Source organism: Chromobacterium subtsugae (assembly GCF_035919665.1).
Taxonomy (GTDB): Bacteria; Pseudomonadota; Gammaproteobacteria; order Burkholderiales; family Chromobacteriaceae; genus Chromobacterium; species Chromobacterium subtsugae.
Genome location: NZ_CP142381.1, coordinates 3,162,083 through 3,177,633, shown reverse-complemented (window position 1 = coordinate 3,177,633; position 15,551 = coordinate 3,162,083). Strand labels below are relative to the sequence as shown.

Sequence of the window (15,551 nt, the reverse complement as noted above, 5' to 3'; positions counted from 1 at the left end):
CCGCCGCTTGTCGTTATCTAATGCTTGGGAATGTATTTTGCGCATTTAAATGCCAATGAACTCATCGCGCTGCCATGGGTGTCGAGACCGGCGCTGCCGAGCGCCTGGCTTGTAATAAGATGAGGAAGGGGGCGTCGGCGGATGGGCGGCCATGGAAGGTTCTGCAGGGCGGAGGCGTGGAAGATGAGGCGAGCGAGCAGCATAGGCAGTCGGCTGGTATTGACCCAGGTAGTGCTGATGGCGCTGGTGGCCGGCGCGATCCTGTATCCCTTGTATGTGTTCAGCCAGCGCTTGATGCTGGAGCGCACCCAGAAAGTGCAGGCCCAGCTGCTGGCGCAGTCGCTGAACATGGTGGACGGTTTCAACGAATCGTTGCGCCTGTCCATCCGGCAATTCGAGAAAGTGTTCTTCGCCGAGTTCAGGAGCGGTTTCAGCCTGAATCCGGCAGAGAAGATCAATGTGGCCGGCGCGGCGACGCCGGCGTTGTTGATGGGCGGCGAGCCGGTCAACGGCAATAACCGGATGGTCGACCACTTTTCCGCGGTCAGCGGCAATGTCGCGTCCATCTTCGTCCGCGACGGAGACGACTTCGTGCGCGTGTCCACCACGCTGCTGATGGAAAACGGCAACCGCGCGCTGGGCAGCCGGCTGGAGCGCGCCGCGCCGGCTTACGCCAAGCTGGCCGCCGGCGACGGCTACATCGGCCTGGCCAATCTGTACGGCAAGGATTACGTCACCAGCTACAGCCCGATCAAGGACGGCGACGGCAAGGTGATAGGCGCCACCTTCGTCGGCGTCGGCGCCACCGAGGGCATCGCCAGCCTGCTGGTGCGGCTGGGCAAGGTCAAGCTGGAGGATAGCGGCCACATCGACGTGATCGATGTCAATCCGGCTTCGGCCAGTTTCGGCCGCTATCTGCTGCATCCGCGGCTGAACGGCCGTTCGGTGGACAAATCGCTGGACGCCGACGGCAAGCCCTATCTGCGCGAACTGCTCAAGGGCGGCAGCGGCAATCTGTCGGTGCGCCTGCCGGGCGATAAGGGCGCCGCCGCGCACATGCTGTCCTACGCCAGCTTCGCGCCGTGGAACTGGCTGCTGGTCAGCGACGAAACCGAGTCCGAACTGCAGCGCGAAAACCGCATGCTGATCGCCTGGCTGGCCGCCGGCTGCGGCGTGCTGCTGGTGGTGCTGGCGCTGGCGTTGTGGGGGGCGACCCGCATCCTGGTGACGCGTCCGGTGCGCCAACTGGTGGCCGAGGTGGCGTCCATTCAGGACAACCATGATCTGCAGCGCCGCCTGCCGACGGGGCGGGGCGGCGAGATGGGCGAAATGGCCAATGCGTTGAACGGCCTGCTGGACAGTTTCCAGCAGGCGCTCAACCGCACCAGCCATCACGCGCTGGACCTGGACCGGGCGGCGCAGGATCTGTCGCACAAGGCCGGCGCGGCGGCGGCTTCGTCGGGCGAGCAGCGCGACAGCGCCCGGCAGATGTCGCAGCACACCGAGCTGCTGATCGCCGGGGTGGAGCAGATCGAAAGGGTGGCGGGCGAGGCCAGCGAGGTGGCGCAGGCGTCCAGCGAAGCGGCGCAGAACGGCAGCGCCAGCCTGGCGGCGGCGGTGGACGAGGTCAATCGCATCGCCGCGACGCTGGACAACGCCGCCGACAGCCTGCTGGCGCTGGAGAGCAACGCCGGCCAGATCAGCGACATCGTCAACGTGATCCACGACATCGCCGACCAGACCAATCTATTGGCCTTGAACGCGGCGATAGAGGCGGCGCGCGCCGGCGAGATGGGCCGCGGCTTCGCGGTGGTGGCGGACGAAGTGCGCAAGCTGGCCGAGCGCACCAGCCAGTCCACCCGGCAGATAGGCGAAATGATCGCCGCGATGCAGCAGGCGGCGACGCTGGCGGCGCAGGCGATGCGCCAGTCGGTGAGCTGCGCGTCTGAAGGGGCGGCCATCACCGCCAGGGCGCGGGAGGCGATGGGGTCCATCGTCGCCGACGCCGAACGTTCGATGGCGGTGGTGTCCGCCATCAACCAGGAGCTGGCCTCGCAGCGGCAGACCGTGGAAAACATCGCGGAACAGGTGGCGCAGGTGGCCCGGTTGGCCGAAACCCACAATCAGGAAGCCGAGCGTTCGGCGCAAACCGCCGGCGAAATGGCGCAGCTGGCCGACTCGCTGAAGCAGGAAGTGCGGGTGTTCCGCGCCTGATTCCCGGCAGCCGCCGGGTTTGCGCGCGGTCAAACGCCGGCGCGGCGGCGCCCTTGAAATGGCCGGCAGGCTCCCCAAGATGGAAGTCATCGACAGTTTTCACGGGAGCCGCAAATCATGCGATTCGACAAGCTGACCACCAAATTCCAACAGGCGCTGGGCGACGCCCAAAGCCTGGCCGTAGCGGGCGACAACGCCTATATCGAGCCGCAGCATCTGCTGCTGGCGATGCTGGACGACGCCGAAGCCGGCGTCGGCGGCCTGCTGGCGCGCGCCGGCGTCAACGTGCCGGCGCTGAAGGCCGGCCTGAAGTCTGCCATCGAACGGCTGCCGCGGGTGCAGGGCCATGGCGGCGAGATCACCGTGTCGCGCGATCTGGCCAATCTGCTCAACGCCGCCGACAAGATCGCGATGAAGCTGGGCGACGAATTCATCGCCAGCGAGCTGTTCCTGTCCGCGCTGAGCCAGGACAAGGGCGAGACCGGCCGCCTGCTGAAAGAGCACGGCGGCAACCACGCGTCGATCCAGGCGGCGATAGACGCGGTGCGCGGCGGCGAGAACGTCAACAGCGCCGACGCCGAGGGCCAGCGCGAAGCCTTGAAGAAATATACGATGGACCTGACCGAGCGCGCCCGCCAGGGCAAGCTCGACCCGGTGATAGGCCGCGACGACGAAATCCGCCGCGCCATCCAGGTGCTGCAACGCCGCACCAAGAACAATCCGGTGCTGATCGGCGAGCCGGGCGTGGGCAAAACCGCCATCGTCGAAGGCCTGGCGCAGCGCATCGTCAACGGCGAAGTGCCGGAAAGCCTGAAGAACAAGCGCCTGTTGGTGCTGGACCTGGCGGCCTTGATCGCCGGCGCCAAGTTCCGCGGCGAATTCGAAGAACGACTGAAGGCGGTGCTGAACGATCTGGCCAAAGACGACGGCCAGACCCTGATCTTCATCGACGAAATCCACACGCTGGTGGGCGCCGGCAAGGCCGAAGGCGCGATGGACGCCGGCAATATGCTGAAACCGGCTTTGGCGCGCGGCGAACTGCATTGCATCGGCGCCACCACGCTGGACGAATACCGCAAGTACATCGAGAAGGACGCCGCGCTGGAGCGCCGCTTCCAGAAGGTGTTGGTGGGCGAGCCATCGGTCGAGGACACCATCGCCATCCTGCGCGGCCTGCAGGAAAAGTATGAAATCCACCACGGCGTCGACATCACCGACCCGGCCATCGTCGCCGCCGCGGAATTGAGCCAGCGCTACATCACCGACCGCTTCCTGCCGGACAAGGCCATCGACCTGATCGACGAGGCCGCATCCAAGATCAAGATGGAGCTGGATTCTAAGCCGGAAGCGATGGACAAGCTCGACCGCCGCCTGATCCAGCTGAAGATCGAGCGCGAGGCGGTGAAGCGCGAGAGCGACGAGGCTTCGCAAAAGCGTCTGCAGCTGATCGAGGACGAGATAAGCGGCCTGTCGCGCGAATACGCCGACCTGGAAGAGATCTGGAAGGCGGAAAAAGCCGCCCAGCAAGGCTCGCAGAGCATCAAGGAGGAAATCGACCGCCTGAAGGCGAATATGGAAGACCTCAAGCGCAAGGGCGACTGGCAGAAACTGGCCGAGTTGCAATACGGCAAGTTGCCGCAACTGGAAGCGCGCTTGAAGGAGGCCGAGGCCGCCGGCGAGCAGGGCGAGGCCAAGCCCAACCGTCTGCTGCGCACCCAGGTGGGCGCCGAGGAAATCGCCGAGGTGATCAGCCGCGCCACCGGCATTCCGGTGTCCAAGATGCTGACCGGCGAGCGCGAGAAGCTGTTGCACATGGAAGACGTGCTGCATCGGCGCGTGGTGGGGCAGGACGAGGCGGTGACCGCGGTGGCCGACGCCATCCGCCGCTCGCGCTCGGGTCTGGCCGACCCGAACAAGCCGTATGGATCGTTCCTGTTCCTGGGACCGACCGGCGTCGGCAAGACCGAGCTGTGCAAAACGCTGGCCGGCTTCCTGTTCGACAGCGAGGAGCACCTGATCCGCATCGACATGTCCGAGTACATGGAGAAGCATTCCGTCGCCCGGCTGATCGGCGCGCCTCCGGGCTATGTCGGCTACGAGGAGGGCGGCTACCTGACCGAGCAGGTGCGCCGCAAGCCGTACAGCGTGATCCTGCTGGACGAGGTGGAGAAGGCGCATCCGGACGTGTTCAACGTGCTGCTGCAAGTGCTGGACGACGGCCGGTTGACCGATGGCCAGGGCCGCACCGTGGACTTCAAGAACACGGTGATCGTGATGACGTCCAATATCGGCAGCCAGCAGATCCAGGCGATGGCCACCGACGATTACCAGGTGATCAAGCTCGCCGTGATGGCCGAGGTGAAGACCCAGTTCCGCCCGGAATTCATCAACCGCATCGACGAGGTGGTGGTGTTCCACGGCCTGGACGAGAAGCACATCCAGTCCATCGCCCGCATCCAGCTGAAGGGCCTGGAGGCGCGGCTGGCCAAACTGGACCTGAACCTGCAGATCAGCGGCGAGGCGCTGGCGCTGCTGTCCGAGGCCGGTTTCGACCCGGTTTACGGCGCGCGTCCGCTGAAACGGGCTATCCAGGCCGAACTGGAAAATCCGCTGGCCAAGGCGATTCTGGCCGGCAAGTACCCGCCCAAGTCCACGGTGCTGGTGGAGGCGAAAAACGGCCAGCTGGTTTTCGACTGACCGTCGCCGCTGCGCGCGAAAACGGCCGCTGTTCGCAGCGGCCGTTTTTCATGGGCGGGCGCTCAGGCGTCGCCGTGCGGGTGCAGGAAGCAGCCGGCCAGGTGGTCGTTGACCACGCCGCAGGCCTGCAGGTAGGCATAGACTACCGTGCTGCCGACGAAATTCATCCCGGCTTTCTTCAACTCCTTGCTGATATGGTCCGACAGCTCGGTGCTGGCCGGCACCCGTTCGTCGTCGCGGCGGCGCAGAATCGGCTGGCCGTCCACGTGCCCCCACAGCCAGTCGGCGAAGCTGCCGTGTTCCCGCTGCATTTGCAGGAACACTTTGGCGTTGCGGATGGCGCTGCGGATTTTCAGCCGGTTGCGCACGATGCCGGGATTCTGCATCAGCCGTTCGACGTCGTCCTCGTCCATCGCCGCCACCTTTTCCGGGTGGAAGCCGTGGAAGGCGGCGCGATAGCCTTCGCGCTTCCGCAAGATGGTGATCCAGGACAGCCCGGCCTGCGCGCCTTCCAGAATCAGCATTTCGAACAATTTGCGGTCGTCGCGCTCGGGCCGGCCCCATTCTTGGTCGTGGTAGGCGACGTACAGCGCATCGTCGCCGCACCAGGCGCAGCGTTGGGTCTCGTTCATGGCGTATGCAGCAGGATGTCGATCTTGAGGCCGGTTTTCTGGATGCCGCGCTGGGACGACAGGCTCACCACCAGCGGATTGCAGAGGTTGGCTTGCAGCTGGCCCAGCGCTGGGTGGGAATCGCGCTCGGTTTCCAGCGGGCGGTACAGCATCAGCAGGATGGCGGCGTCCTCCGGGCCGCGCAGTTGCAGCTGCGCCACTTCGTCGTCGGTGAGCTCCACCTGGAAGCGGACGCCCAGCCGCTCGGGCAGCGCCAGGCTGAAAGTGATGCCCGGGTCGTCCAGCGACTGCAGCCAATAGACCTGCGGCGTTTTGTGGGCGGCGTCGTGGAACAATTTGAAGCGCGTGCAGTTCTCCAGGGCCGGAATGCCGTGGGGAAAGGTGAGGATGGTCTGTTCGTCCACCTCTACGTTGCCAAGCTGGCCGGAATCGAAACGCATGGGGTTCTCCTTGCGGAATGGGTGTCGCGGCCGACCATGATACCGCAGCGGCGGCGCATGGCATAAACCGGCGCCGCGAGCGCGCGGCCGGCCGGCAAGGCCGTCTTGTACTGCCAAATTTGTCAGCCTATACATGGTATTACGCTGTCTGGTCTTACGCGAATGTCTTAGTTTTGGAGCCGGCCCTCGGTGGGGAAGCCGGCGCGCCCAGATGGTTTTCCTCAGCGCTTAATTTCGGTAAGGCGGCATTTCCGGCGAGCTGTGCTGCAAGGCCGGTTCTGCCATGCCTGGGAAGGGGCGGTCTAGCATGGAGCTGAAACCGAAGCGTTTTTTGATTCTGGACGATCAGCTGGTATTGCGGAAGCTGATCTCGCGCCAGGCCAGCTTCTTCAGCCGTTTCGCGGTGGAGATAGACGAATTCAGCGACCCGGCCGAGGCGCTGCGCAGCATCGCCGAAGGCGGCTACCAGCTGGTCATCACCGATATCGGCATGCCGGGCATGAACGGCATCGATTTCATCAAGAATGTGGCCAGGCTGGGCTACCAGTCCGCCTTGCTGATCATTTCCGGCTACGACGGCAAAACCCTGCAGACCATCGCCGACATGTCGGCCAATCTGGGCATCTCCTGCACCCGCTTTTTGGCCAAGCCGTATTCGGCCGAGGCCTTCGTCGCCATGTTGAATGGCATTTTCAATGAAATGGAGCGCGCCGAGGCGCCGGCGCAACTGGATATCGAGCCGCTGCTGGCCGATATCTGCGACGACCGCTTCGCGCTGGAGTTCGTTCCCGTGGTGACGCTGGCCGACCGCCGCCCGGTCAGCTTTTCGCTGCGCGCGCTGGCGCTGGGCGAGAGGCGCTGCGGCATCGATCATCTGCTGCCGCTGCTGGCGGGCCGGCGCATGGCGTCGGCGGTGGCCCTGGAAACGATAGTGGAGCGGATGGCCAAGCTATTGCAGGGCATTTCGCTGGCGTCGGGCCAGGACGAGTGCCAGATGCACATCCGCATCGACGAGGCGTGCCTGTGCGCCGACAACGTGTTCGACCACTGTTTCACCCTGGTGCAGCAATACGGCGTCGCGCCGCGCCGGGTGAGCTTCGAGCTGGCGGACGGCTTGAGCCGGCGCTCCGACGCGCTGTGCTTCGAGAACATCGCCAAGATCAAGTACCTGGGGTTTCATCTGACGGCGGACGCGTTCGGCATCGGCTCGCTGACCATCGGCAACCTGCTCAAGTTTCCGTTCGACCAGGTCAATGTGCCGGTGGAAACCCTGCGCTGGCTGAAAACCCTGCAGGGCGAAGATCCGCACACCTTTCGTCTGTTGCGTCATTTCGGCTTGTCGCAGACCGCGGTTTGCGCCACCCGGGTGGATGACGAGGAGGGCAGGGAGCTGGCGCTGGCGATGGGGTGCGTCAAGGGAGTGGGGGATGGGCTGGCCGGCGTCGTCGCGGAGCAGGATCTGGCCAGGCTCATCGTGGACTGCCAGGGCGACCGGGCAGCCTCAAGCGGAACCATAGTGTAAAGGATGCGCGATGATTTCGGTCGACCTGGCGCGGTTGCGGATCATGATCGTCGATGACCAGACGCTGGTCAGGACCCTGATATCCCAGGCCTTGCAGAACATGGGGGTCAAGTCGGACTATATCTTCCAGGCCGCCGACGGCACCACGGCGATGCGGCTGCTGGATATCCGCATGGTGGACATCGTGCTGTGCGATGTGCAGATGCTGCCGATGAACGGCATGGATCTGCTGAAGGAGCTGCGTTGCGGGCATACCGCCAACGTCTCCAATCTGCCCTTCGTCTTTCTGTCCGGCCACGCCGACCGCTCCAACGTGGTGCTGGCCAGCCAGCTGCACGCCGACGGTTTCGTGGTGAAGCCGCCGAAGCCCGCCGACGTGGAGAAGGCGATCCAGGCCGCGATGCACCGGCCCAGGCCGGAGATCGATCCATTCAGCTACTACAACATCGCGACCGGCACCGACTACGACAACAAAGTGTTCGGCAAGCTGTTCGAAACCCGGGCGCCGGTGTATCAGGAAGAGCCGGCGGAGCAATGCCTGCCGCTGGACAAGATCAAGCCGGGCTCCTATCTGACGCGCGACTTGCGCAGCAAGGCCGGCCATTTGCTGCTGCCGCGCGGCGCCACCATTTCGGCCAACCAGCTGGCGGTGCTGAAAGACTTCAGCGAGCGCTACGGCGTGGCGCAGATTTTCGTCACCGAAAGCCTGGACGCGGTGGCGAGCTCTTCCGCGGCAAGGCATTAGAATGCTGCAACCCAAGGCGCGCCATAACCAGGCGATGGCGATAGGCCGGAGCGTGCTGGCCATCGTGCTGCTGTTGGGCATTCTGCAGGCCGGCGTGATGGTCCAGCTGCAGGTGACGGCCTGGAGCGAATACCGGCAGGCCGACCGGCTGGTGGAGCTGAATCAGGACAGCAGCCTGTTGTATCGCTTCTCCGATATCCAGCATCAGGAAAGCGGCCAGCTGCGGGCGCTGTTGCTGGGACGGCAGCCGGACGCCGCGACCCTGGCAGCCTTGGACCGGCTGTCTCGGCTGGTTGACGAGCGCTTCCTCGCCATGGTCACTTCGCTGCATGGCCGCGACGAAGCGCGGACCAGCGAGAAGATCGCCCGGCTGCAGCAGCTATTCCGCCAGTATCAACAGCTGCGGGTGCAGGCCAAGGCGGTGTGGCAGTCGAGCTCCGGCCCGAACGAGGCGCTGACCACCAGCCTGTACGAGCAGACCCGCGACGTGCAGGAGCAGGTGCAGCATCTGGTGGACGACTCCGTGGTGCAGATGGCGGCCAGCGGCGACGCCAGGATCAACGACTTGGCCTGGCTGACGCAGGATGTGTGGATACTGGACTACTGGCTGCGCTCCAATGCGCAGGCGCTGGTGCTGCGCGCGGAGCTGGACCACCGGCTGGACCGCCGGATGGAGGAGGATCTGGCGCGGCGGCTGGCGGCCGGCATGCTGACGCTGGGCAAGCTCCAGCCCAGAGTCGACAGCGTGCGGGATGTCAGGCTGGCTCAGCAGTTCATCCAGCTGACCCGTCTTGCCAGCAAGCTGCAGCTGTTGGCGCAGCTGCAGCTGGAACAGTTGGACGGCAGGCTGAAATTCAGCCAGGCCGCCGACTACCCGCTAAATCTGCGGCAGCTGACCTCGGCGTTGCAGCAGTTGCAGGCGATGGTTTCCGCGCGGGCGGAGGCGCTGGCCACGGAAAACCGCCAGTACTATCTGCACATTCTGCTGCGCGAGGGGGCGTTTGGCCTGGCGGCGATGGCGCTGCTGGTGTTCCTGCTGTACGTGATGGTGCGCAAGGTGCTCAAGCCGCTGGATTTCCTGCAGCGCATGCTGGACATCTCCGGCGACGCGATGCTGGTGGTCAATCAGGACGGAGTGATCGAGATCGCCAACGAGGGCGCGGGGCGGATGTTCGGCTACCCGCTCGCCGCCTTGATGGGCATGCCGGCGCGGCAATTGTTCGTGATGAACGACGAGATGCACGGCGTGATGGCGGCGCTGGAGCTGCAGGTGGGACGGACGCTGCCGGTGGAGGGCATGGGCAGCGGCGGCGAGCATTTCCATGCGATGCTCAACATCAGCCGTTTTTCCGGGGAATCTGACCCGCCGCTGAATATCCTGATCGTGCGCGACGAGCACAAGCGCAGGCTGGCGGAAAGCTCGCTGGAGCGCAGCGTGGCGCTGCTTTCGGTGATTTCGGAAATCGAGGCGATGCTGCTGGCCCGTTCGGCGCGGGATGCGGTGTTCCAGCGCCTGCACGACACTTTCGTCGAGTTCACCAGCTCCGAAGAGTGCATGCTGGTGGCCTGGTCGGCCCAGGACGGCGGCGACGAGGCATTGCAGCTGCAAGCCGGTGAGTGGCCTGAGTTCCTGCCGCTGATCCAGCAACTGTCGCAGGCGGAAATGCCGCTGGCGGCGCTGTTCCGCAGCTTGTCGGCGCAGCCTTCCTGGGTATCGCTGCCGGTGATGCTGGGCGGCGAGGCCACCGCAGGCGTCTGCCTGCTGCGGCCCACCTTGTCGCAGCTGGGCATCAGCATCCTGCCGCTATTGGGCGCCTACGCCAATATTCTCGGTTTTTACGCCGAAGAAGACCGGCGCAAGCTCTCCGAAGCCCAGCTGCGGGCGGTGCTGCAGGAGGAGGAGGCGGTTTATTCGGCGTCGCCGGTCGGCCTGCTGCGGCTGAACGAGCATTTCCAGATCACCCGGGCCAACCTCACCGCGGAAAGCATCTTCGATGTGGGCGACGAGTACGGCCTGTCCGGGATGCATCTGATGGAGCTGCTGGCTTCCGAGCATGGCTGGTATGAGCTGGCCGAGCAAATGTCGAAGATGCAGCACGACAATGCCCGCATACATTGCGAACTGGAATGCCTGACCGGCACCGGCCGGCCGATCTGGGTGCTGTTCGAAGGCCAGTTGCTGTTCCCGGACGCGTCCGAATCGGTGATCATCCTGGCCTGCCTCGACATCACCGAACGCAAGATGGCGGAATTCGAACTGCGCATGGCGCGCGACCAGGCCAACGCGGCCAACCGCGCCAAGAGCGCCTTCCTGGCCACCATGAGCCATGAGATCCGCACGCCGATGAACGGCGTGCTGGGCATGCTGGAATTGCTGGCGATGACCAAGCTGGACGCCGAGCAGAGCGATACCGTGCTCACCATTCAGGACTCGGCCAACACCCTGTTGCGCCTGATCGACGATATCCTGGATTTCTCCAAGATCGAGGCCGACCGGCTGGAGATCGTGCCCACCCGTACCGCGGTGCGCCCCTTCATGGAAAGCGTGCGCAGCCTGTACCACGAGAACGCCAGCAAGAAGGGCCTGGACCTGTCGCTGACGCTGGACGAAAAACTGGCGCCCACCCTGGTGCTGGACCCGCTGCGGGTGCGGCAGATCCTGCAGAACTTCATCAGCAACGCCATCAAGTTCACCTCGCGCGGGCGGGTGGACATCCGCGTGAAGGTGATGGACACCCTGGCCAATTACCAGGTGCTGAGCTTCGAAGTGGCCGATACCGGCATCGGCATGTCGCAGGAACAGCTGGGCAAACTGTTCCAGCCGTTCACCCAGGCGGATTCGGAAACCACCCGGCGCTTCGGCGGCACCGGTTTGGGGCTGGCGATCTGCCGCCGCTTGGCCGGCCTGATGGGCGGCCACGTGGAAATGGAGAGCGAGCAGGGCAAGGGCAGCTGCGCCCGCTTGCTGCTGGAAGTGGAGTGGCTGGCCGAGCTGGTGGAGCCGGTGGTGCTGCCAGAGCAGCGGGTGCCGCTGGAGTCGGTGGCGGCGCTGTCGGGCGGCAACCTGGCGGACGAGGGCGAGGAGCTGTTCCCCATCTTGTTCGCCGAGGACAACCCCACCAATCGCAAACTGACGCTGAAGCAACTGGAAAAGCTCGGTTATCCGGCGGACTGGGCCGAGGACGGCGACCGGGCGTTCAGCAAGTGGCTGGCCGGGCGGTATTCGCTGATCCTGACCGATTGCCATATGCCGGGCATAGACGGCTACCAGTTGGCCAGACTGGTGCGCGCCCACGAGGAGTCCCATCCGGAACGCGGACGCATTCCCATCGTCGCCTGCACCGCCAACGCGGCCAAGGAGGAGGTGGACAAGACCCGTGAGGCCGGCATGGACGATTTCCTCACCAAGCCTTTGTCCATCCACTCGCTGGAGGCGGTGCTGCGCAAATGGATGGGCCATGGCGGCGAGGAAGAGATCGAGCCGCTGGCGCGGGAGCTGGCTCCGCCGCCGCCGCCCGAGCCGGCGCAGGATCCCTTGCCGGTGGACCGCAGCGTGCTGGAGGTTTACAGCAATGGCGAATTGAGCGTGGAGCTGGAGATTCTGCGCGAATTCCAGACCGGCAATTTGGAGGACGTGGCCGAGCTGCGAGCCGCGCTGCAGGCGGAAGACGCTGATCGGGTGGGCTTTTCCGCGCATCGGATCAAGGGCGCCAGCCGCATGGTCGGGGCCAACGAGATGGGCGCGGCGGCCGAGGCGGTGGAAAAGGCGGGCAAGGCGCATGACCTGGAGCAGGCGCGCCGCGCGATGGCGCTGTTCGAGGAAAAGCTGGCCGCCTTCGAAGGCTGGCTGGCCGGCCAGGTGGAAATCGCCATGTGACAAGCCGCCGGGCTTGGCTTGGGACGGCGCGGCGCTTTAGAATCCGCAGCCATGAACCGCCCTCAATCGCTATACCCTGCGCTGGAGCAGGCGCTGCTTTGTCCGGACGTGGAAGAGAAGCTGGCGCTGGCGGAGGCCGCCCGCCGCGACTGGCTCGCCGGCGCGCTGCCCCGGCTGGACGCCCCCGCGCCGTATTCCCTGCCGGAAGCCGGCCGTCCCGCCCGGCCCGAACTGGTGCACCCGGCCAAGGTGCCGCGCCGCGGCCTCTCCACGCCCCACGGCCACGCCGCTTTGCTGCACGCCATCGCCCACATCGAATTCAACGCGGTCAATCTGGCGCTGGACGCCGCCTGGCGTTTCCGCGAAATGCCGGACGATTTCGTCGGCGACTGGCTGCAGGTGGCGGCGGAGGAAGCCAAGCATTTCCGGCTGTTGCAGCGACGGCTGCTGGACCTGGGTTTCGCCTATGGCGATTTCCCGGCCCACGATGGCCTGTGGGCGATGAGCCGCCGCACCGATAACGACGCGTTGGCGCGGATGGCGCTGGTGCCGCGGGTGCTGGAAGCGCGCGGCCTGGATGTCACCCCCGGCATCCAGCGCCGGCTGGCACGCATCGGCGACGACGCCAGCGTGGCGGTGCTGGACGTCATCCTGCGCGAGGAAGTGGGGCATGTGCGGATCGGCAACCGCTGGTTCTGCGAGCTGTGCCGGCAACGCGGCCTGGAACCGCAAGCCGCTTTCCGCGGTCTGTTGGAAGCGTACGCGATGCCGCATCGGCCCGGGCAGTACAATTTGGCCGCCCGCGAGGCGGCGGGTTTCTTCGCCGACGAATTACAGGCGCTGGCCGCGCTGGACGACAGCTCCGCCGCCATCGACAATTGAATCCCGGAACAGGACATGATGAATCTGATCAAGCGCATGCAGCGCAACCGCAAGCTGGCTTTGGCCGTGTTGATACTGTCTACTTTGCTGTTCACCGCCTTGTCGGCCGCGTGGCGCGGCGGAGAGGCCGGCTCGATCTGGCTGACGATCGCGTGCCCGGTGCTGCTGTTGCTGGCGCTGGCGGGGCAGCTGAGCGCGCTGTTGGCTTTATTGCAAAAACCACGAAAATAAAACGGCTTTTAAAAACAGCGGCTTAAAGTTTCGCATGCGCGGCGGACATGCTTGACGCTGTCCGCATCGCCGCGCATAATCGCGCCGGATATTAAAGAAACAGGCTCCCCTGTCGGGTGGGCCTGTCGTTTTTTGCACTTTCGGAGTGTCTGCACCATGGAGCACCAGGTATTCCTGCGCCAGCTGGAAAGCCATTCGCTGCCTGCATCGGATTTCAATCACCAAGCCCACCTGTACGCAGCCTGGGGGTATCGCCGGGAGTACCCGGCGCCCGAGGCGGCGGCCCGTTGCGCCCACGCCTTGTCGCGCTTCGCCATGGCGAACGGCGCGGCGACCAAGTACAACCACACGCTGACGATGGCGCTGCTGGCGATCGCCTACAGCCGCATCGAGTCCAGCCCGGCGCTGGGCGGCGACTGGCCGGCCTTTCTCGATTGCTGCAGCGATCTGGCGCAAGACGCCCGCGCGGTACTCGAACAATATTATTCCGCCGAGCGCCTGATGGCCGACTCCGCGCGCAAGGCCTTCGTCAAGCCCGACAAGCAGCCTTTGCCCGTGTCCTGTCTGCTCAACTAAACCGACAAGCCCCACCGCAATGATCAAAGCTCCCGAACTGCTGCTGCCCGCCGGCACGCTGGATAAAATGCGCGCCGCCTACGACTACGGCGCCGATGCCGTCTATGCCGGCCAGCCGCGCTACAGCCTGCGCGCCCGCAACAACGACTTCAAGCTGGAAGAACTGAAAATCGGCATCGACGAGGCCCATGCCCGCGGTAAGCAGTTTTTCGTCGCCAGCAACATCCTGCCGCACAACAGCAAGATCAAGACCTATATGGCCGACATGGCGCCGGTGATCGAGATGAAGCCGGACGCGCTGATCATGGCTGATCCGGGCCTGATCATGATGGTGCGCGAAAAATGGCCGGAAGTGCCGGTCCATCTGTCGGTGCAGGCCAATACCGTCAACTACATGGGCGTGAAGTTCTGGCAGAAGCTGGGCGTGTCGCGCATCATCCTGTCGCGCGAGCTGAGCCTAGACGAGATCGCCGAGATCCGCCAGGAATGCCCGGACATGGAACTGGAAGTGTTCGTCCACGGCGCCTTGTGCATCGCCTATTCCGGCCGCTGCCTGCTGTCCGGCTACTTCAACCACCGCGATCCCAACCAGGGCACCTGTACCAACGCCTGCCGCTGGGACTACAAGATGCACGACACCCAGGGCGACGACGCCGGCGATGTGCAGGTGATCCAGTTCGACTTCAACAAGGCGATGGAAGAGGCCAATCAGAGCTTCTCTTCCTGCGGCAGCCAGCAGCGCCATCCTTTGGCCGACAAGACCTATCTGATCGAAGAAGGCAGCCGTCCGGGCGAACTGATGCCCATCATCGAGGACGAGCACGGCACCTACATCATGAACTCCAAGGACCTGCGCGCTGTCGAGCAGGTGGAGAAGCTGGTGAAGATAGGCGTGGATTCGCTGAAGATCGAAGGCCGCACCAAGAGCCTGTACTACGTGGCGCGCGCCGCCCAGGTGTACCGTCAGGCGATCGACGACGCGGTGGCCGGCCGCCCGTTCGACCTCAAGCTGCTGTCCGACCTGGATGGCCTGGCCAACCGCGGCTACACCCCGGGTTTCCTGGAGCGCCATCAGACCCAGGAATACCAGAACTACCTGACCGGCCACTCCAAGGCCAAGCAAAGCCAGTATGTCGGCGATGTGATCGAAGTGGACGCCGACGGCTGGGCGCTGATCGAGGTGAAGAACCGCTTCGGCGTCGGTGACAGGCTGGAGGTGATCCACCCGTCCGGCAACCGCATCATCGAACTGGCGGAAATGACCCGCAACGGCGAGTCGGTGCAGCTTGCCGCCGGCAACGGCATGCAGGTGCGCATCCCCGGCCTGCAGGGCTATGACAGCAAGGCGCTGATTACCCGCCTGATGTGAGCGGCGAGCGTCGCTGTACGGAAAAGGCCGCCGCGAGGCGGCCTTTTTGTTTGGCGCGTCGCCGCGGGTGTTGCGGGATTTCCACTGGACGGCGCCAGCGGCCGGCGGCGGGGTGGCGGAGCGTTTTTCTGGAGATGACAATGTCTTGACTGGCCGCCCGGCCAGCGCGGCACCTTGGCGGGCTGGCGCGGCTGAGGTGTTGATGATCCTAGACGGCACGCGCGGACATCGGCTGTCGTGTCGAATTTTTTACCCATGCCGACGCTGTCGCTATTGCAAGCATAAGTAATTGTGATTAAAAAGTAGTGACATAAAGAAAAGTGGTGTGGATTTTATTAAACACCAATGCCGTACCTGGAGATAGAG

At 64.7% G+C, this 15,551-nt stretch carries 11 protein-coding genes; 9 read left to right on the top strand and 2 right to left on the bottom strand.

Features of this window, described 5'->3' with window-relative positions; all coding sequences use genetic code 11:
• Positions 1-183: 183 nt before the first annotated feature.
• A complete protein-coding gene (locus U6115_RS15250) occupies positions 184-2,214 on the top strand; it encodes a methyl-accepting chemotaxis protein (RefSeq protein ID WP_181243143.1) in 2,031 nt (676 codons plus the stop codon).
• Positions 2,215-2,331: 117 nt separating this feature from the next.
• Complete coding sequence (gene clpB / locus U6115_RS15245) at positions 2,332-4,911, top strand: ATP-dependent chaperone ClpB (RefSeq protein WP_043573229.1); 2,580 nt, start codon at positions 2,332-2,334, stop codon at positions 4,909-4,911.
• A gap of 62 nt (positions 4,912-4,973) precedes the next feature.
• On the opposite strand, the gene U6115_RS15240 is transcribed toward clpB, so the two are convergent.
• Positions 4,974-5,543 (bottom strand): DNA-3-methyladenine glycosylase I, encoded by a 570-nt coding sequence (locus U6115_RS15240; RefSeq protein WP_043573227.1) that lies wholly within the window; start codon positions 5,541-5,543, stop codon positions 4,974-4,976.
• On the bottom strand, positions 5,540-5,983 hold the full coding sequence (fliW, locus tag U6115_RS15235) for a flagellar assembly protein FliW (RefSeq protein ID WP_043573224.1): 444 nt from the start codon (positions 5,981-5,983) through the stop codon (positions 5,540-5,542). The genes U6115_RS15240 and fliW overlap by 4 nt, the downstream gene beginning before the upstream one ends.
• Before the next feature lie 307 nt (positions 5,984-6,290).
• On the opposite strand from fliW, the gene U6115_RS15230 reads away from it, so the two are divergent.
• From U6115_RS15230 to trhP, 7 genes are all read left to right on the top strand, one after another.
• Complete coding sequence (locus tag U6115_RS15230; RefSeq protein WP_043573221.1) at positions 6,291-7,505, top strand: EAL domain-containing response regulator; 1,215 nt, start codon at positions 6,291-6,293, stop codon at positions 7,503-7,505.
• A gap of 10 nt (positions 7,506-7,515) precedes the next feature.
• The gene (locus U6115_RS15225) at positions 7,516-8,250 is read left to right on the top strand and encodes a response regulator (RefSeq protein WP_172670402.1); all 735 of its coding nucleotides are present in this window, start codon (positions 7,516-7,518) and stop codon (positions 8,248-8,250) included.
• Position 8,251: 1 nt separating this feature from the next.
• Positions 8,252-12,127 (top strand): PAS domain-containing hybrid sensor histidine kinase/response regulator, encoded by a 3,876-nt coding sequence (locus U6115_RS15220; protein WP_052257943.1) that lies wholly within the window; start codon positions 8,252-8,254, stop codon positions 12,125-12,127.
• A 51-nt stretch (positions 12,128-12,178) separates the two neighbouring features.
• Complete coding sequence (locus U6115_RS15215) at positions 12,179-13,009, top strand: ferritin-like domain-containing protein (RefSeq protein WP_043573219.1); 831 nt, start codon at positions 12,179-12,181, stop codon at positions 13,007-13,009.
• 15 nt (positions 13,010-13,024) lie between these two features.
• Positions 13,025-13,240, top strand: coding sequence for a hypothetical protein (locus U6115_RS15210; protein ID WP_043573215.1), 216 nt, complete (start codon positions 13,025-13,027; stop codon positions 13,238-13,240).
• A 156-nt stretch (positions 13,241-13,396) separates the two neighbouring features.
• Positions 13,397-13,816 carry a hypothetical protein gene (locus U6115_RS15205; RefSeq protein WP_043573213.1) on the top strand — a complete coding sequence of 140 codons (420 nt, stop codon included), beginning with the start codon at positions 13,397-13,399 and terminating at the stop codon, positions 13,814-13,816.
• Positions 13,817-13,838: 22 nt separating this feature from the next.
• Positions 13,839-15,185: a prephenate-dependent tRNA uridine(34) hydroxylase TrhP gene (gene trhP / locus U6115_RS15200; RefSeq protein ID WP_043573256.1), complete on the top strand. Its 1,347-nt coding sequence runs from the start codon at positions 13,839-13,841 to the stop codon at positions 15,183-15,185.
• Positions 15,186-15,551 lie beyond the last annotated feature (366 nt).